The sequence below is a fragment of the Lentzea terrae genome (assembly GCF_003265345.1).
In the GTDB taxonomy this organism is placed as follows: Bacteria; Actinomycetota; Actinomycetes; order Mycobacteriales; family Pseudonocardiaceae; genus Lentzea; species Lentzea terrae.
In genome coordinates this window covers 342,846-361,804 of sequence record NZ_QFWW01000029.1, presented here as the reverse complement: position 1 = coordinate 361,804, position 18,959 = coordinate 342,846, and the positions used below count along the sequence as shown (strand labels likewise).

Sequence of the window (18,959 nt, the reverse complement as noted above, 5' to 3'; positions counted from 1 at the left end):
TGCCTTCGGCCTGGGTTCATCTGGGCTTCTTCCGCATCGGCACGCGCGTCTGGCGCAGCTCAACCCTCGGGTTGACCCCGTCGTGCCGGTGACGGCTGTCTTCCTCGGCGCGGTGCCGAGGGAAGTCTGTTGTTTCTTCTAGCAGGAGCGTTGATGAGTCTGCTTGGTGCCAGACGGATGACACGGTCGTACAGACCTGGTGGTAGATCGTCGGTCGCCGCTGTGCTGGTGGTGGCGTTGATCGCCTCGGTGGTGCAGTCGGTGCCCGCGATCGCGGTGGCTGCGCCACCGGCGAAAAATCACGATCCGCGTGAGTTGTCGTCGTGGGCGAACCCGCAGCAGGAGGGCCGCAAGCACGAGTCGCCGAAGGCTGCGGGTGACTTCCGGCCGTTGATGGGTGCCGATGCCGGCAAGGCCGCCTCGAAGTTCGATGCGAAGTCGTCGAAGGAGGTTGGCCGGGCGGAGAAGTCGGTCGACTACGTCAACTCTGATGGCACTCGGACGACGGTGTTGTCGAAGGTGCCGGTCAGTGTTCGGGATGACAAGGGTGCTTGGCGGCCGGTCGAAACCCGGCTGACCGAGGACCGCGGTTCCAAGCGCGCCAAGACCGGTCTGCACCAGTTGAAGCCGGAGTTCGCCGCGTCCGCGGAAAACCGCGACTTGGTCTCCCTGGGGCCGATTGACCTGGGTGAGTCGCGTCAGCGGATTTCGGTGGCGCTTGAGGGCGCCAAGCGTGTCACCCGTCAGGTCAAGGATTCCAAGGCGTCCTATGTGGACGTGTTGCCGGACACCGACCTGGAGTACGAGGTCGAGCCGGGCGCCGTCAAAGAGTCCATCATCTTGAAGAAGCCCTCTGCGGCCAGCAGTTGGGTGTTCCGGATGGACACGGGGTCGCTGACTCCGTCGTTGAAGGACGACGGTGTGCTGATCAAGGACGCCAAGGGCAAGGTCGTGGCGTCGTTGCCGCCGATCGTCACCTGGGACTCGTCCGGCAGTGCCAAGGACAACAAGGCTCCGGCGCAGACCGGCGGTACCTACGCGCTGAAGCAGGATGGTAAGACGTGGCTGCTGACCGTGTCGGTGGACCCGATGTGGCTCAACGACAAGTCCCGCGTGTACCCGGTGGTCATTGACCCGACCTACACCTACGGGTTCAACAACGACGACGAGTCGAGGGCCTACAAGTCCGACGGCTACCAGTGCACCAACTGCGGTATCGCGGTGGGCAACTCGAAGTCCGGGCCTGGCGGTAGTGATTCGGTGTGGCGCACGGCTTTCCGGCACGACTTCACGCCGTTGTTCGGCAAGAACATCGTGGGTGCCCGGTACGACTTCTGGCGCAACGCGCAGACCGGGTCGATGTTGTCGTGGAACTCGAACCTGCACCACGCGACCTCGCTGGACATCAACGGCGTCGGCCAGTTCCTGGCGTCCGGTCCGATCGGTGACCGGGGCTCGATCCAGTCCAAGACGCTGACCGACTTCATCGCCGGCAAGGTCAACGCGCGGGACAACAGCACCTGGTTCATGCTCACCGGCTCGGAGACCAGTGAGTGGTCGTACAAGAACATGCAGGTCAACCTGATCGTCGACCACGGCACGGCGCCGCCGGCGACGTCGTTGGTGAGCCCGGCGGACGGCACCGTGATGACCAGCCTGACGCCGACGTTGTCGGTGAGCCCGGTGAGCAACCCCTCCGGAGACGGCACGCTGTACTGCTTCAAGGTCGCCACCGGCGCGGACGCGCAGTCCGGCATCGTCGTCGACTCCGGCTGCATCACCGGCAACACCTGGACCGTGCCAGCCGGTGTCCTCACCGACGGCACCAGTTACACCTGGACCGTCCTCACCGCCCTCAGCGGCGGCGTGACCACAACGCATCCGGGCTGGACCGGACATTTCAAGGTCGACCAGCGCATCGGCGACAGCGGTCCGGCTCCCAAGGACACGGTGGGTCCGGTGACGGTGAACTTGGCTAACGGCAACGTTCACATCGAGGATGCAGGTCCGACATTCAACACTGTCGGCGGTTCGTCCGGGCTCACGTTCAGCTACAACTCACAGGCCAGCGAACCCTATGGTCTGCGTGCCTCGTACTTCAACGACTCCACCCGTTCCGGCACGCCGGACGCGAACCCGGTGTTGACACGCAACGAGCCTCAGGTGAACGCAGACTGGGGCACCGAGTCGGTGTTCGCGCCGGCGTTGGCGCAGGACTGGTTCGTGGGCCGCTGGGAGGGTTTCTTCCAGGTCCCGGCGACGGGCACCTATCACTTCGGTGGTGTGCACGCCAACGGTGCGAAGATCTGGGTCAACAACACGTTGGTGTACAACAACAAGAACGCCTCGGACGTGAACTTCGCGCTGACCAGTCAGAACGGCCCGGTCACCGAGATCACGCTGACGGCGGGCCAGCGGGTGCCGATCAAGGCCGAGCTCTACCACTCCAGTGGTCCCGGTCGCATGAAGTTGTTCGTGCAGACCAACGAAGCCTCGAACAAGGCAGTGCCGCCGCAGATCGTCCCGGCCTCGTGGCTGTACACCCAGGACCTGCCTGTCCTACCGTTCGGCTGGCAGCTCAACGCCAACCTGACCGGTGACGGCTCCACCTACACCAAGGCTCAGGTGCAGGACCAGACGATCATCTTCACCGACGGCACCGGCACCAAGCACACCTGGACCAAGGGCGGCAGCGGCACCTACAGCCCGCCCGCGGGCCAGGACGGTGTCCTGGGCCTCGACACCAGCGGCAAGATCACGCTGCACGAGGGCGGGAACGTCTACAGCTTCAACGCCGACGGCACGCTGGCTTCCGAGTCGTCCGTTGTGGACAGTCGGAGGCCCGCAGCGAACGTGATGAGCTGGAACGGCACCCCATCCCGCTTGTCGCAGATCACCGACCCGGTGTCGCAACGTTCGCACAGGCTGTTCTACAACCGGCCAGGTGACGACTGCTACGCCGGCCGCACACCGCCGCCCAACGGCGACACGCTGCCGCCGGCGCAGATGCTGTGCCGCATCCAGTACTGGGACGGCACGCAGACCTACCTGTGGTATCGCGGCGGCATGTTCTCGCGCATCGAGAACCCCGGCAACGACCTCACCGACTACGGCTTCAACGCCGACGGCACCATCGTCGCGACTCGTGACTCCAACGTGGTGGACTGGGCCGCTCAAGACCCGGCCGCCCGCAACATCATCGAGACCTACACGGTCGTCAACTACGCCAACGTCAACGGTCGCCGCGGCGCGACCAGCGTGCAATCAGCGGAACCGCACGGGCGGGCCGGTCAGCCCGGTGGTGGGCGTCCCGCGCACGCCTACCGCTATGACCCTGCCAACCGGCAGACCTTCATGGACATCTCGTGGCACTACCCGACGATCGGTTTCGCCACGAAGGTCACCTATGACGACGCCGACCGTCAGCTGAGCTCCACCGACGCCACTGGCAAGACGACCTCGATGACGTGGAACAGCAAGGACCAGCAACTCACGACCACGGACGGCGCTGGGCGGGTGTCATCGACGATCTACGACCACAACGACCGGATCACCGACCAATGGGGGCCAGCACCGGCGAGCTGTTTCGCCGGGCAACAGCCCACCGCGGCCTGCGCGGGCACGATGCCGCACACCCGCACGAACTACGACGAGGGCATGCGTGGCCTGGCCGTCGCGTGGTGGAACAACACCAGCATGACCGGCAGCGTGAAGACACACGTGACAGGTGGTCTTGGCGCCAACGGAGTGGTCGACGCGCACTTCGACGGAACGGCGGCGCCCGTCGCCGGACTGGGTGGCAGCGGCTACTCGGCGAGGCTCACCGGTGAGATCACCTTTCCAGACGCGGGACAGTACACGCTCAAGGTCGTCGGCGACGACGGCGTGCGGCTGTGGATCGACGACCGGCTCGTCGCCGACGGCTGGAAGGACCAGGGGCCTACGCCCTACACCGCCACTTACACCCCACCGGCCGCGGGCGCGATCAAACGCATCCGCATCGACTACAACAACACCGGTGGTCCAGGCGACCTGCACCTGCACTGGACCCGGCCCGGTGGCATCGAACAGATCGTGCCGGGTGACTACCTGCGTCCCCGTTACGGCCTGGTCACCTCCACGGTGAAGGACCAGTCCGGCGGTGTGCCCAACTCGGTGAGTTCGACCAGCTACACCGACAGCGGCCTCGACGCCGCGTACGGCCTGCCCGGCAGCACGGTGAACGCCGGGATGACGACGCGGACCAGCTACGAGCCGGTCGGCAGCGGCTACCTGCGCAAGACCGGCACGACCATGCCCACCGGCGCCCAGACGACGGATGTGCACTACGGCGACACGGAGACCAGGGACAACCCCTGCACCGCCGAGGTTGAAGCGATCAACCAGGGCGGCTTGGTCAAGCTCACGCGCCTGCCTGCTCCGGCATCCGGTGCGGCACGTGAGGATGAGCAGATCTTCGATGCTTCCGGCCGGGTCGTGGCCAAGGGCACGAGCGGTGCGTGGACCTGCACCACGTACGACGGTCGTGACCGGGTGACCGCGGTGAAGTATCCGGCGACCTCCTCGGCGCCGGAGCGGACCGTCACGACGAACTACGCCGTCAACGGAGATCCGCTGACCACCTCGGTGTCCGACTCCAACGGCACCGTGACCACCAAGACGGACCTGCTGGGCAGGACGATCGAGTACACCGATGCGAACGGAGTGCGCACGCAGACCGTCTACAACCTGGTCGGGCGCATCACCTCGGAAACGGTGACCCCGCCCAACGCGGCCGACGCTGCGCAGACCACGACGGCAACCTACGACGATGCCGGTCGGGTTCTCAGCGTGTCCCTCGGCAACACCGTGCTCGCCACTGTTACAAACAACGCGGCAGGCGAGGTGGCGTCAGTCGCCTACGCCGGGGGTAGTTCCCTCGCCTCGATCGGCAGGGACACCACCGGCAGGATCGTGTCTCACGCTTGGACGACCAGCGACAACGTGCAGATCGACTCGGTCGTGGGCCGCACCAGGGCCGGCACGATCGTCGACGAGTCACTGGGCGGAGTCGATCCAAGGCCGGGCGCTCCGAACTACCTCTACGACGCGGCGGGCCGGTTGGCCGAAGCGTGGGTGGCGGGCCACCACTACACCTACGACTTCACTTCCGCCGCACCAGCGGGCTGCCCTTCCGGCACGCAGACGAACGCGGGCCTGAACGGCAACAGGCTCCGCCTGCTGGACGAGACCTCGTCCGGAGTGGCAGAAACCCGTTACTGCTACGACGCAGCCGATCGGTTGCTGGCCACCACAGGCGGCACCGCGGTGACCGACGTGCGGTACGACAGCAACGGCAGCACGGCTCAGTTCACGGCCGTTGGGGCGACGACGTACCTGTCGTGGGATGGTGCCGACCGCAACATCGCCGTGCGCATCACCGGCACTGGTGCGGCTGACGTCTCCTACATCAGGGACGCCACCGATCGCATCGTCCGCCGCACAGCTGCGGCGGGTGACACCTCAACGGATGTGCGCTACGGCTACACCGGCGACGGCGACACTGCCGATTTCGTTCTGGGGCCGGACAACAGGCTGTTGTCACGCAGCATCAGCCTGCCTGGTGGCGTGCTCTACACCTGGAAGCCGGACGCGTTCACCCTGGATCATCCGACGGTACGGGGTGACCTCGCGCTGACCACGGCGACGGACGGCAAGCAGGTCGGTGCACTGCGGACCTACACGCCGTTCGGCGAGCCGTTGAAGTCCGACGGCGTCGTCGACCCGGACGGCGTGCCGGACAACATGCCCGGCCAGATGGACAACGGCTGGCTCGGACAACACCAACGGTTGTACGAGCACGCCGGAGCGTTGTCGATCGTCCAAATGGGAGCACGGCCCTACAGCCCGTTGCTCGGCCGCTTCCTTTCCGTCGACCCGGTTGAAGGCGGCAGCGCGAACGACTACGACTACACCAACGGCGACCCGATCAACATGATCGACCTCGACGGAAAGCTGCCGAGTTGGGGCGACGTCTGGGGATTCGTCAAGCGGAACAAGTGGGAGATCGCTCTCACCGCCGCCGGGTTCATCCCCGGCCTCGGGGCAGTCGCGTGGGGAGTGAGGGCCTATCGACTGGTCCGGCTCGCACAAGGTTCCAACGGCATGGTGAAGGGCGTCAAAGCCACTCGGGCGACCTCTTACTTGGCCGGGCGGATGTGGGTAGGACGCGGTGCGACCAAGGCTCCCTACGGGAACGGGGGTGTTCGCTGGACGTCCAAGAACGGAGAGAAACAGTGGCGCAGCCCGCAAAACAAGGGCAACAGGGGCTGGGAGTCGAACTTCGACCGGAAGGCCGGAGGAAGGCACCACAGCTACCATGTCAAGCATGGTTCGCGCAGGTGGTGGTGAGTGAACAACGAGCAGCGCGTGTTCGCGTTCGACGGCAAGGTCGCTGAGCTCACCTCCTCGACCGGAGCGAACGGATACCTGGCGGTCCGCGTCGAAAAGGTGATCGCTCGCCAGGGCAGGAAGCGGTTTCCGAAGGTGTACGTCTACCTGGATGCTGCCATCCGCTCCGGGGACGGCGGGGAATGGGAGTTCTCCGACCGCGCCGATCCCGAGTACGACGACGTCCTGGCCGAGCTGACGGCGAGCAAGGTCGACTGGTACGGGCAGGAGTTTGAGCTCGTGTGGCTCGGTCCGGACGAAGCCGAGCGACTTCGCCGGTCCGTTTTCGGGTACGACTGAGTCTCCGCGTCCGCCGAGAACGGTCGGCCCGGTAGGTGTTGATCTGATGTGGGGGTGAACGGGGTGAGGCCCGTTCACCCCCACATCGTTTGCGCTCATACTGTTGGCAGATGATGCGGGCGGGTCAGAAGGAATCGATGGTCCTGATCGGAGTGGCGTCACCGGTGCCGGTCGGTGGGATTTCGAACTGGACGATGTGATCTTGGTTTCCCTCGCTCCACATGCGGATCTCCTGGGCGGCGCGGTCGCAGAAGTGGGATGTCCGGCACTCGAGTTCGCCTTCGCGGGGCACACTCATCTACTCACGCGGAACATCGGTGCAGCCTGTCGGCATCGATCGCGGTCTGTGCGACGAAGTTTGAACACAGTCCGGTACGTCGGCGATCGTGCGGTTCTGAGACTACGTCCGAGCTTGACGCTTGACGTGTGCTTGATCCGAGGGTGGCTGGTCACGGCGGTTGTTCGTCCGCGAAGGTGGCTGCGTGGCCGCGCTCATCATCGAGATCCATGTGCCCTTTCATCCGGCGCCGGTCGTGCCCGAGGACGAGTACCCATTTCCTTGGATCGATGTGATCGAGGACTTCCTGCACGGGCTGGAGGAAAAGGTGAGGTCGAGGTCTTTGACGGCGGCGAGGAGTACGGGGACGCTTATGTCTTCTCATCACCGGGTCGAACGAGCGCGATCTGTTGGCCACCGCATCGCGCACCGCGAAACTCGACGGCGTTCCTCCAGGCGTCTACGCCATGGTCACTGATGACGAAGCAGAGGAGTTCGGGCTCGGCCGTCGAGTGGACCTCCCGCTGAGCTGAGTCGACCTTTGCGTAGTCCCGCACTATGCCGTGTCCGTCGAGTCGCGATTGCGTGATGATGCTGCTCCTGGTCGTCAGCCTGTTCGCCGCGCCACCTGTTCGCCCTCGGCCGCGCGCGTGTGCTGCCCTCGGCATTGGGCCGCACGAACCCGTCGAACGGCGCACACGGATCGCAACCCCGCTTGGCTGGCGAGCGTGGGCAGCGTCGACGCGCAGCGCTGGGCGTCCGCGCTCGGTGAGGATCACAGCAACAAGGGCGAGAGCCCTCTGGGTTAGTTGTTCGGCGCGGACCGGGCGTCTGCGTTGGCGAGGATCGCAACACCGCAACAGAGCGAAGGGACCCTTGGATGGTTCGCGTCGCAACATGCTGAAGGCCGGCGCCGAGGCGTGCAGGAGTGGATCTTAGATGTTCCCACAACGGCGGTAGACGCACTTGATTCGCAGTCATGTGCGCCGAACTATGTTCAACGTGCCTGTTTACGCAGGTCAGCGGCCCGTGAACCCTGATCTGGGGGTCAAGGGGTCGCAGGTTCAAATCCTGTCGTCCCGACGGCCAAGAGGGTTCTCGCAGGTCAGATACTGCGAGGACCCTCTTTTTGTGATCTTGCCGAGTTCTGCCGGGTCGAGCACGCCGCTCATCGATCTCTTTACTTCTCAATTTGAGCCTCGGCATTTGATCTGAACATGGCTCCACCAGGGGGCTGACGTCAACTTGTGTGTCGCTGGTGGCTGTCTTTGGACGCCTTTACTGGTCCCGTGCTCCGAGTAGTTGGGTCGTCGATCGCCGAGAGCATCCGTCATCTTGCGTCGCCAGTGCGACTGCCTGCGGTGAGCGTCATGCCGCTGTTCGTCCCGCGGTTGGTGCGGTTGCCTCGGCCGGCATGGTGGAGCACGAACGTCGCGCTGGTGGGCGATCTGCCGTCGAGTTCACCGTGGGGCAGGCGGCCTGCAGACGCGGGATTACCAGCCGGCCGCCGCCCCCTGCCTCGCAGGCAGCGGCCGCACTGATCCCACGCGATGATCTCGGCGATCACCGGCACCGCGGGCGTCGGCAAGACCGCTCTCGCAGTGCACCGGTCGCATCGTTCGTGAAGTGTCACTGATCGGGGTGGCGTCTGGGCTTCTGGTCAGTGCGTGCGCTGGTAGTCCTCCCATGTCCGGATCGGGATCCGGGGCCCGTCGTCGGGGCGGTGGTTGGCGAGGCCGTTGAAGCCGAGGTAGTAGTCACCGACCTGGTTCTGGGCCTGGGTGGCCTGGTCGGTGTCGTTGATCGCTACAGCGTGGATGTGCCACGGCCAGTCGCCCTGGGCCGGGCTGCGGACCCAGGCGGCGAAGCCGACCTGACGCAGCGCACGGGCGACGGCGGTGCGGGTGTCGGCGGACATGCCGTCGACCTTGATGTCCACGACGCCGCCGCCGTCGTGGGTGCCTGCGGAAGTCGGGTCGCCGCCGGGGTTGTGGGAGCCCTGCGACAGCACGAGGCGACGGCCCAGCAGACGTTCGGTCTCAGTGAGCATCGCCTGGGTACGGGTGTTGACGACGTACCCGTCACGCTGAACCTTCGGGCCTGGTTTGATCACGTGGGAGACGGTGAACCGGCCCTGCCCGAGCGTGGCCAGCGAACTCGCGCCGGGCAGCCCGTTCGCGGCCAGTCCGGTGTATCCGAGCGAGCGCTGGTAGGCCGCGTACGCCGTGATGGTCGTGGTTCCGAAGTAGCCGTCGACCCAGCGGGTGTCCAGCAGATTGCGTGCCTGGAGTGCCCGCTCGACGGCCAGCACGGAATCCTTGGCGCCTGGGGTCAGCGTGTTGTCGGCGCGCCGGGGATCGATCTGGGCGGCCAGGACGGTGGCTTCCATGTTGACGACGGGCAGCGCGGCGGCGGTTTCGGCCGGGGACGGCAGCGCCCGTGGGGCTACGGCTGAAGCCTGCGTCGCGCTCAACGTCAGGCAGCCCAGGACAGCGAAGGTCGCCAGCGCCGTAATGACGCCCTGGGTCTTCATCTTTGTCTTCATGCGGTGTTTCTTTCCGTTCGGTCAAAGCCCGGCCACGGCCTCGGTCCAGCGCCGGGAATCGTGTGTGCGGCTTGTCATGGAGGTGCTTTTCCTACGGCCGGGGTCAGCGAGTCAGCCACACCGTTGGTCGGTGTGACCGTCGCTGACGTAGGAGCCATGGAGACGTGGCGGCTGTACGAGGCGCCAGGTCAGCAGCGGAGGTCGGTCAATGCGGTGGCGTCCCCGGAGGCGGACAGGTGGAGGCCTGCGCGGTTCCGGCGGCGCCTACGCGGACGGGCACGGCGAGGGCCGCGGCAGTCGCTATTTGGAAATGGTTGTTCCCTTTGTTCTGGCAGTGGGGACAGCGCGAGCGCAGTGCTTTTGGACAAGGCTCGGACATCGCGCTGACAAAGCTCTGACACGGCGACGAGCAGAGGCTGTTCCTTCTGCTGGCAAGAGGCGACGGGTCCGGCAAACGGGGCCAACCCCAGATCCGTCCATGACGGAGCTTGACGTTCGCCCTGTCGTCCGGATTGGGACTGGCACGCCCCAGTTGGGCGCAGCCCCCGCTGCGGCGACGACGATGCTTGGAGCATCGGCGCTCTGACGCTGGATCTGGTCGGCGGGCCAGGCCAGGGTCACTTCTTCGCGTGTTCGCCCGTCTGTTGAAAGGCGGCCCGGAGGCCGATGGATTTGCTCCCAGCCACAGCTGAGGAAGGGCGGGCGACCTCCCAGACTGCCCACCGGCGCGAGACTGTCCGTTCTCGCGCACATGACTCCGTGTGCTCGCACATCCGGCTGCTGGACTCTCAGCAGCTCCGCCTTTGATGCGTGTTCTGCACCAACAACGAGATGGCATTGGATGCCGTGGACGCGCTGCGGTCGACGGGCGGGGTTGCCACCGCGGACACCATGAACTGTCCTGCAGGCCGAGGTGTACCAGGCTGGTGAGCGCACCAGTCGGATGAAGCGGAATACCGGTGCACGCCAAGCTGAACGGTGGCGCGATGACGTCGAAGATGACCTCCTGGCCGTGTCGGAGAGCAACCCTGCCAGACCGCGACCGCATGTTGCACGGTGACCGGGCAGTAGGCGGCACGCGAAGGGCGTGTCCGGCTGCGGACACGCCCTTCGGCTGTACATGTCGATCGCTTACGACCACCCGAGCAGGTAGGTGTTGCCGGGTCTGGGCAGGTCGGCGATCTTTGCCGGCTGTGCGCCGGGGGACAGTGCTTGGCGGTACACCGCCAAGGTGTCGCCGTGCTCGACGAGGAACGCGAACGCGTTCTTGTCCGGCGCGGGCACGGGCCCGTAGGTGTGGCGGTCGGTGACCGGCAACAGCGGTTCTGCCTTGCTGACCGACCTGTGATCGGGTGTCAGCGTGAGTTTCCAGATCTGCGATCGGCTCGAGCAGAACAGCGTGGCGTCGTCGAGCCAGAAGTTCGGCCGGCAGGAGGGAAGCGGCGCACTGCCCGGCGGCGGTTCGTCGGCGCCCGCGGCGGTGCCTTCGGAGAGGACGGCGACGTCGTCCCGGCCGGCGTCGCGTTCCCGGATCTGGAGGTTGCCCCAGAACCTGGCGACCTCGGCGGCGTACCGGCCGGACGGGTGGATCGCCGTGCCACCGGCGTCCTTGTTGAGCCAGGCGTCGCCACCGGCGAAGCTCACGTCCGAGCCGCCTGCCGTGCCGTGGACTTCGGCGGCCTCCGGCGGCTGCTCGGGTGACCGGCTGCGCAGTCGCTTGTCGCGGTCGACGTACCAGAGCTTGCCGTCGTGGAACACCGGCCTGCGGTCGTCCGGTGAGGCCGTGAAGCCGTTGGGGTCGAGGCTCGGTCCGACCTGGGTTCCCGTGCGCGTGTCGAAGGAGGTGGCCAGGAAGCCCTCTTTGCCGGGACCCCGCACCCAGCCTGCGATGCGAGCGGCATCCGGGGTCAGCAGTTGCTGCAGCAGTGCCGTGGAGGGGTAGTCCCCGCTGAGTGGGTCGCCGCAGATGTGGGACGGCCCGCTGTCGTCGCCAAGCGTCGCGCTCGTCGTTGCCACCGTCTGTCCATTATCGACTGACAGTGCGATCAGTGTCAGCATGGTCGATTTGCAGTGCAGCAGCAGAACCGTTCCCGGCGAGCGCAGGTTCGTGACCGGGTCGATCGGCTCCATGGGGGCGCCCCGCGGTGTGCCGCTCACGCCGCACGCGGTGCTGTTTGCGGTCAGTGCGACGAGCAGGACGAACGGCAGCAAGCGGGAAGCTCGGCGGTTCATGCGTGGATCCTCTGTCGTGGTGGACTTCTGTGGCGGAGCCGGTGACGTCGTCACCGGCTCACGTCGTGCCGCTCGCCGGGTCAGCACCACAACCGGACGAAGTGGAAGTACTGACGCAGTGCCCAACCTGAGCCGAGGTAGGTGCCGTGTGCGGTGTAGAAGTTGCCTTCGATCCAGCCGGTGTTGCTCGGGTGGAATCCGCTGTTGAGCAGATCGCCGTGGATGAGGTAGCCCTTGACGTTGCCACCGGGCAGGTCGCGGTAGGTTCCGTCGTTTGCGACGAACTTGTACTGATAGGTCGGGAATTCGCACGACTGCGTGGTGGCGGACGCTGGTGCGCCTTGGATGAGAACGAATGCCGCCAGCGCGGAGACAACGAGGGTCATGACGCGTCGTAGCAAGACAGTTTCCTTTCTTGTGGATGTACGTGAGTTCAGGGACGAGCGGTAACGCAGGACCGCGGCATGAACGCCCATCGCGTGCCACCGGCCAGCTCGTGGCCACGCCACTTGGCCATGACCCACTGACGGTCCTTGGTCTCGTAACGAACGTCGATCGTCTCGCCGGCGGGCACGGTGGCCAGCAGGTGCTTCGGCTTCGCGGGGGCGGTCCCGTACGCGGCGGCCGCACTGATGTTGCCGTAGCCAGGGCATGCGGCGGCGGTGGTGGCCTCCTTCATCGCGCCACCCTTGTTCGCGCTCCACACGCCGTACGGACTGCACAGCTGATCCACTGTGGACTCACGGCAGAAGACCTTCTCGCTGTGCCACCAGCGGAGTCGGTCGATCGTGCCGTCGCTGTGACTCGATCCCTTGACCTGTGGTCCGTTCGCGCACCTGTCGGAGGAGAAACCGGGACGCACGGCTGCGAACTTGGTGGTGCCGTACGCGTAGGCGCAGCCGTCGACCTCGCCACCCGCGTAACCCCACGGCCACCGTGAGATGTCGCCGACGTGGCCCGCGCCGCCACGACCGACGTCCCTGATGTCCATGTGATCGGAACCGCGCTTGACCGAGCCGTCCGCGAACTTGAACCCGTCCGCGAACAGGTAGCCGATCATCGGCCCGTTCGCCTTGTAGCTCAACAGAACCCAGCCGGGACCCAGCCCGACCTGGGCGTGCGAGTCCTCGGCCGCCGTCTCGACCCGGTTGACGCCGTTGCTCCACGCGGTCGCGGTGCCTTGACCCGCAACCGCCAGGCCGGCGCAGACGACGATCGTCGCCGCCATTCGTTTGATGTGCACTGGGATTCCTTCGTTCAGTGTGGGCGGATCGCCGCTTCGAATTCTTCAAGCGGGCACACACCTTGTGAATGGGCAGGGATTCCCAACCGGTTGCTCAGCGGTGCTTGTAGGTCCAATGCCACGGCTCGCTCGGCACGTCGTTGACGAATCCGTACTCGTCGGCGTGCGCACGCAGCCAGGGGAGGACCTTGGGATTGGCGAGCACGTTGATGTCGGCGGACAGGCCGAGACCGTGGGTGCTGCGACCGGGCGGTGCGGCGAGGTTTCCCTTGCCGTCGAGGTACTTCTGGTACAGGCCTGCCTGTTCGGCCTCGCCCCGGTAGCCGGAGCGGACCTCGAGGTCGAGCCCCGCGGCCCGTGCCGCGGCGTCCATGCGGCGGAACTGCCGTGCCGCTGGTTCCAGCATCTTGGCGTTGTCACCGACCGACTGAAGCTTGCCCGCGGGCACGTGGCCGTTGCGCAGGTTCTTCGTGTCGGCTTGTTGAGGCTTGGCGGGCTTCTTGTCCTGGTGTGCCTGCACGTGAGCTTTCAGGCCGCTGTGACGGCGGACGACGGCGCCGACGATCAACGCCTCCAGCACCGCGCGTTCACCGCGGTCCAGCCGGTCGCCGGACTTCGTCACGAACCGCATGGCGTCGCCACGCGTCCAGCGGTTGTCCGGGCCGTCCGCGGCCTCGGCGAGCCTGCGGACCCGTGCCGCGAACGCGGCGTGCCAGTCCAGCCGTTCCTCGGCGCGGGGCAGGGACGACGGAGAGGCGAGGAACTTGAAGGTCTGTTGTATCAACGCGGCCAGCGCCGGATCCGGCAGTGCTGCTCTGGCCGGTTCCAGATCCTGCTCGACGTCGGTCACCGTGCGGCGCACGTGCCGGACCCGATCGCTGCCTTCCTTGAAGAACGTCTCCAGCGTGCGGAGTTCGTTGAGGTCCAGCACGACTCGGTCGGAGCCGCGTTGTTGAGCCTTTTTCCGGTCGGTCTTGGACGGGCGATCCTCGTTGACCTTCTTGGCCGCGGCGCCTGCCTCGTCGAGATGCTGTCGGTAGCTACCGTTGAGGTAGACCGACCACGGCGTCCAGTACGTGCCGTGTTTGGAGATCGACCAGGCGTGCTTCGCGTTCACCGCCGGGTCGGTGTTCGCTTTGACATCACGTTCGCCACCGGTTCCGGTCTGCTTGTGCAGAGAGCGGATCTGCCACAGCCCGACCGACGGTCCCCACTTGCCGTCGGTGATTCCTGTGTCGCCTTTGGCGTCGGCGCGGCCACCCGACTCGGCCAGTGCGATCGCGACCGCGGTCTTGAGCGCTTGCCCTCGGAAGCCCGCGTCGTAGGCGTGCTGAGCGATCTCACTGGCGGACAACGGCTTCATCGCTCGGCCCCGCTCAGGTCGAGCACGTCCGCGACGAGTGCGAGCAGATCCTCCCGGCCGATCGGGCTCAGCTCGGTGTGCGGAACGGGCATGTTGCCATCGCGGTGATCGTCCACCGGGGAGACCAGCCAGGCGCCCGCTCCGGCGGTCTCCAGCCAGGTGATCGCCACCGCGCTGCTTGTTCCCCTCACGCGCTGAACCCGGCGAACCGTTGTCGTCGAACGAACATTGGCGAGCAGTGCGGCGAGCTCCCCTTCGCCGGTCTCGACGTTGCGGTCGGCTTCCACTAGGAGATCCGTGCGCACGCGCATCGACCGCTGGTCGACGGCGTCGTCCGGTAGCGCGGCCACCAGGTCGGCCATCAGGAGGTCGACGTCCACGGTTCCGAAGGACCAGAGGTCGGGCCTGGACTCGGCGCAGCTGACGACCGTGCCGTCCCGTTCGGCGATGAGCCACCGACCGGCTCGTTCCACGCTGTCGCGGTGCACCTCGACCAGAGTGCTGGGATCGAGCAACGTCGAGATGGTAGTGGCCTCGTCGGTGAGCGAGACTTCGAGCGTGCCGGGCCGGGCGATGGCGAGGCCGCGGGCGAGGAGACCCCGCAGTGCGACCAGGTCCGCCACGGGAATGTCCTCTTCGGACCATTCGCGGCCGAGTGCGACGGGAAGACGGCCGCCTTCGAGCGTTGCGGCCACCCGGAGCTCGTCCGTGCTGAGCGTCAGCGTCACGGCCGGGCCTCCGGCTTCGCCGCCGTGAGTTGTGCCGCCCGCGTCAGCAGAATCCTCAGCGACTCGAGCACTTCCCGGTTCTGCTCAGCCCGTGTCGCCTGATAGGCGGCGTGGCGGCGGAAGTGTTCCGCCGACCGGCCGGACCACCGGATGTCCCGCACCCGCCTGCGGATGTCACCTGCCAGGTCGTCCAGCCGGCGCGCTTCCGCCGCGACCAGCCGCGCCGCTTCCTCGAACTGGCCAGCGACTTGGTGTCCCCGGCCCGCCTTCTCCGTGTGCATCGTCCCTCCACTTCGGTCGCTGCCAAGTCTGCGGAAGCGACCGAGTGGAGGGAACGGGAAGGGCTACCCGTTGCGGCGTCAGGGATTCCAGACGCAGCCGAGTGGCTCCGCGTAGTCCCAGCCGGAAGGAGCCGTCGCCGAGCCGTGTGGATGCACCGTGTACACGCGGCTACCACCGCCGCCGAACCTGCCGAGACGCGCGAGCGGGGTCTGATCAGCCGCGCACTGTCCACCGTTCGAAGGCAGTAGCCACGCCGCGGTCTCGGTGAGTCGCCAGCTGGCCAGGTTTGTGTTGTTGTCATGCGTGTAGTAGTGATTCGGCGACCGTCCACCGCACGCGCTCTTGCTCGCACTGCACATGAAACCGTTGATCTGGCGGGCACCATGAGGAATTGGGGTGCCTTGCGGGGGATATGCCCAGCCGAGCTCCCGCTCGCGGGCGTAGCCAGGCGGCTCTTGTCCCTCGAACCGGATGATGTGCACGTCGGGGTTGTCGGGGCTGTCGGGGTCGCTTCGCAGCAGCACCAGCTTCTGGGCTTTGTGCGGTGAGTAGTGCACCTCCACCGGACCGCCTTGCTGCGGAGTCCCGGGCGACGGAACCTGGTCGAGGACCACGTTGTCAGCACGCGCGATCCGGTCCGCAACCGGCACACACGTGTACCCCTTGCTGGCCACCTCGGCGCAGGCGTTCCCGGGATCGTTCCCGACGGGCATGTTGCGCACGTCCGGCACGGTCGGGATCGGCGTGGGGACGTAGGTCAGCACGATCTCGGTGTTCACGCCAACGGGTGCCCCTGCGGCCGGGTTCTGGGTGTCCACGGTGCCCGGCGTTCCGGTGCCGCTGCCTGGCACAGCTCGACACGTGACAAGGCGGCGCATCTCGTTGACCAAGCGGTCACAGGTTGCGCTGGCGGCCTGGCCGGACACGGCAGGCATGGCGATGTAGCGCCAGAACCGGACCGTCACCGGAGAGCCGGAATCGACAGGGGTGTCCTTCGCAGGGTTCTGCGCGGTGATCACGTTCAGGTCGGACGGTGTCGGCGAAGGATCGGGCATGGGCTGCCGGTCGCACGTCAGGGTTCGTGCTTCGATCGACCTGCATCCGTCGTCGACCAGCATGCCGACCACAGGGGGAGGGATCAACTTGTTTCCGGTGGTGGGTGGCGGAGTCTGCGTGGGCGGGGCCGGAGGCGGGGTCTGGGTCGGAGCCGGCGGCGTTGTCGTCGGCGGCGTAGTAGGCGGAACGGTCGGTGGCGGCGTGGTCTCCGGCGTGGCGGGCGGTTCCGGCTTCACCGGCTCGCCAGGAGACCAGTTCGGGTCGTTGGTGTTGGTGAGCACGCCCTCGCCGGGCCCCTTGTCCACGTGCTCCTTGCCGCCGTCGGCTCCGATGACCACGCTCTGCTGGTCGAACTGGTCGTCGGCCCACACCCGGCCGTTCTGGACCTTGAGCTCGAATCGGTCGTGCAGTCCCGGCACCGTGATGTCCGGACGGGGCGAACCCGTGGCGATGTCGCGAACGTAGAGCTTGTGCGGGGTCCCGTAGTCGGGGATGAACACGAGGTGGCCCAACTGGACCGGTTGGCCGAGCCGGCGGTTCTTGGGCAGGTCCTTGAACTCGCGCCGAGTCTCGGAGTTCCTGTCGACCGCGACGAGCTTGCCCTCGGCCGGGCTGAGCAGCAGGACGTAACGGCCAGAACCCTTGTGGGAGCCGGGAAGCACGCCCTGGTCGCCAGGAACGGGCCCCTGGTGGATCGGCTTCGGCGGGTCCACGGAGAGGTCCAGTGCCTTGCCCGACGACGTGATGGCGATCGGTCCGTCGGCCGTGGTGAGCGTGGTGACCCGGTCGCGCGGGTCGGTTGTCCGGTCGGCCCGGCCCTGCACCACGTGGCTGACCTTGCCGTCGTCGGTGAGCACCCAGATGCCGTCGCCGCCGTCGGGCACGGCGGTCCTGGTCGCGCCGGGCACCTTGACCTCGCTGACGACCTGCCCGTTCTCACCGAGCTGCCGGACGGTGTCCGCTTTCGGATCCAGCACGTAGGTGACGTTTCCCGCGGGGAGCACGAGTGGGGTGCCCGCGCTGGCGATCGGGCTTCCCTTCGTCTGCAGCGTGCCGGCGTCGCGGAGCTGGACCTCGCCGGTGTCGTGGTTGGTCGTGCCGATGTTGCCGCCGGGCAGCGCGGTGACCTCCGCGTCCTGCGTGCCGGTGGCCGTCGTCGGCACCTCGGCCTCGACCGTTCTGGACTCGGAGTTGATCACGGTGATCGAGTTGCCGCGGAAGAGATGTCCGATGGCGTCGCCGAGGTTCGTCTGCGTGGCGCTGTACCCGGCGCCGAGCGTCGCGGTGAAGACACCGGCGAGCAGCACGATCGGGAGCACGAGGCCACCCGCGCGCCGTCGAAGCCTGCTCGGTAACCGATCGGTGATCGCCATGGGGTCTCCCCAGCATTGTTTGGCCACGAACCCCGTGGAGAGTACAAAAGGCAGCGCGCCGGTGAACCGGGCAGTACTTCCCAAAAACACGAGGGGTGATCGCGTTGGGTGGACCGCACCAGGTCACCGTGTCGCTGGGTGCGGTCTCGCACACCTTGTCACCGGGCGAGGAGGCCACGTTCGGTCGCGCGCCGGACTGCGTGCTGCGCATCGACGCGCAGGACACCGCGATCTCCCGGTACGCGGGGGTGGTGCTGGCGGAGAACGGCACGTGGTTCGTGGTGAACCTCAGCGGGGCCCGTCAGCTCGACGTCGTGGACGACATCGGGTTCCGCAGCGTGCTGGCGCCGGGCAGGCGGTGCGCGTTGCAGGGCAAGATGCGCGTCCTGTTGCGCGGCCACAACACGAAACCGTACGAGCTCAGGATCGACGCACCGCGCATGGACGCGCCGGTGATCGCGAACGTGCCCGAAGGACTGTCCACGGTGGTGGGCGACGAGGTCACGCTCAACCAGGCCGAACGCAGGACGCTGGTCGCGTTGCTCGCCGGGTACCTGCTCGACGGCGACAAGTACGACCCGTATCCGAGGTCGTACGACGCCGCCGGGCATCGGCTCAACCTGCCCGGTTCGACGGTGCGCAAGAAGATCGAGTACCTGCGGAAGCGGTTGAAGGACGCGGGGGTGCCGAACATGGACGGTCCCAGCGCGTTGATGAACCTCGCGGAGTACGTGCTGAGCAGGGGTTTGATCACCAAGGACGACCTGGGCCTGCTGTAGTGGGGAGTGCTGCCGATACCGCGGGTCCCGGCACCGCTCCTAGCGTCGCACCGGCAACGAGAAACTTGTGCGACCGAGGAGAGAACACCCATGATCCAGGCCGAGCTCGTCGAGCTGGAGACCCTGTCGCGGCGTCTGGGGGAGTGCGGCGGTGAGGTCACCGACCTGCAGCACGCGCTGTCCACTTTGATCAACACCACCACCTGGACCGGCCTCGCGGCCGACCGGTTCCGGCAGGCGTGGGAGAGTGAGTTCAACCCCGCGCTGCGCAACCTGTCCGCGGAGCTCGGCAGCGCGGCGGCCGAGGTGCAGCGGCGCAAGCAGCTCATCGACCAGGCCGCCAACCACTGAC

14 protein-coding genes are annotated in these 18,959 nt (G+C 66.7%); 5 read left to right on the top strand and 9 right to left on the bottom strand.

Annotated elements, in window-relative coordinates:
• The first annotated feature begins 177 nt into the window (after positions 1-177).
• Positions 178-6,390: a PA14 domain-containing protein gene (locus DI276_RS36255; protein WP_198681129.1), complete on the top strand. Its 6,213-nt coding sequence runs from the start codon at positions 178-180 to the stop codon at positions 6,388-6,390.
• Positions 6,391-6,729, top strand: a complete 339-nt coding sequence (locus DI276_RS36250; RefSeq protein ID WP_112272051.1) for a hypothetical protein — start codon at positions 6,391-6,393, stop codon at positions 6,727-6,729.
• 449 nt (positions 6,730-7,178) lie between these two features.
• On the opposite strand, the gene DI276_RS51535 is transcribed toward DI276_RS36250, so the two are convergent.
• Positions 7,179-7,319, bottom strand: coding sequence for a hypothetical protein (locus DI276_RS51535; protein WP_198681128.1), 141 nt, complete (start codon positions 7,317-7,319; stop codon positions 7,179-7,181).
• Between the two features lie 97 nt (positions 7,320-7,416).
• On the opposite strand from DI276_RS51535, the gene DI276_RS53145 reads away from it, so the two are divergent.
• The gene (locus tag DI276_RS53145) at positions 7,417-7,539 is read left to right on the top strand and encodes a hypothetical protein (protein WP_269814327.1); all 123 of its coding nucleotides are present in this window, start codon (positions 7,417-7,419) and stop codon (positions 7,537-7,539) included.
• Positions 7,540-8,666: 1,127 nt separating this feature from the next.
• Here DI276_RS53145 and DI276_RS36240 read toward each other — a convergent pair.
• The 8 genes from DI276_RS36240 to DI276_RS36210 form a co-directional block, all read right to left on the bottom strand.
• Positions 8,667-9,539: a peptidoglycan-binding domain-containing protein gene (locus tag DI276_RS36240; protein WP_408610612.1), complete on the bottom strand. Its 873-nt coding sequence runs from the start codon at positions 9,537-9,539 to the stop codon at positions 8,667-8,669.
• A gap of 1,143 nt (positions 9,540-10,682) precedes the next feature.
• Positions 10,683-11,783: a hypothetical protein gene (locus DI276_RS36235; RefSeq protein WP_112272049.1), complete on the bottom strand. Its 1,101-nt coding sequence runs from the start codon at positions 11,781-11,783 to the stop codon at positions 10,683-10,685.
• Between the two features lie 80 nt (positions 11,784-11,863).
• Entirely contained in the window at positions 11,864-12,169 is a 306-nt protein-coding gene (locus DI276_RS36230) for a hypothetical protein (RefSeq protein ID WP_112272047.1), read from the bottom strand.
• Between the two features lie 47 nt (positions 12,170-12,216).
• Positions 12,217-13,026 (bottom strand): hypothetical protein, encoded by an 810-nt coding sequence (locus DI276_RS36225; RefSeq protein WP_157985155.1) that lies wholly within the window; start codon positions 13,024-13,026, stop codon positions 12,217-12,219.
• A gap of 94 nt (positions 13,027-13,120) precedes the next feature.
• The gene (locus DI276_RS36220; protein WP_157985154.1) at positions 13,121-14,389 is read right to left on the bottom strand and encodes a D-alanyl-D-alanine carboxypeptidase family protein; all 1,269 of its coding nucleotides are present in this window, start codon (positions 14,387-14,389) and stop codon (positions 13,121-13,123) included.
• Positions 14,386-15,117: a hypothetical protein gene (locus tag DI276_RS50400; RefSeq protein WP_157985153.1), complete on the bottom strand. Its 732-nt coding sequence runs from the start codon at positions 15,115-15,117 to the stop codon at positions 14,386-14,388. The genes DI276_RS36220 and DI276_RS50400 overlap by 4 nt, the downstream gene beginning before the upstream one ends.
• A complete protein-coding gene (locus DI276_RS36215) occupies positions 15,114-15,398 on the bottom strand; it encodes a hypothetical protein (protein WP_112272041.1) in 285 nt (94 codons plus the stop codon). The genes DI276_RS50400 and DI276_RS36215 overlap by 4 nt, the downstream gene beginning before the upstream one ends.
• 78 nt (positions 15,399-15,476) lie before the next feature.
• Positions 15,477-17,828: a hypothetical protein gene (locus DI276_RS36210; protein WP_157985152.1), complete on the bottom strand. Its 2,352-nt coding sequence runs from the start codon at positions 17,826-17,828 to the stop codon at positions 15,477-15,479.
• 104 nt (positions 17,829-17,932) lie between these two features.
• Between DI276_RS36210 and DI276_RS36205 the strand changes: the two genes are divergently transcribed.
• Entirely contained in the window at positions 17,933-18,607 is a 675-nt protein-coding gene (locus DI276_RS36205; protein ID WP_157985151.1) for a hypothetical protein, read from the top strand.
• Between the two features lie 90 nt (positions 18,608-18,697).
• Positions 18,698-18,958, top strand: a complete 261-nt coding sequence (locus tag DI276_RS36200; protein ID WP_112272035.1) for a WXG100 family type VII secretion target — start codon at positions 18,698-18,700, stop codon at positions 18,956-18,958.
• The last annotated feature ends 1 nt before the right edge of the window (position 18,959 follow it).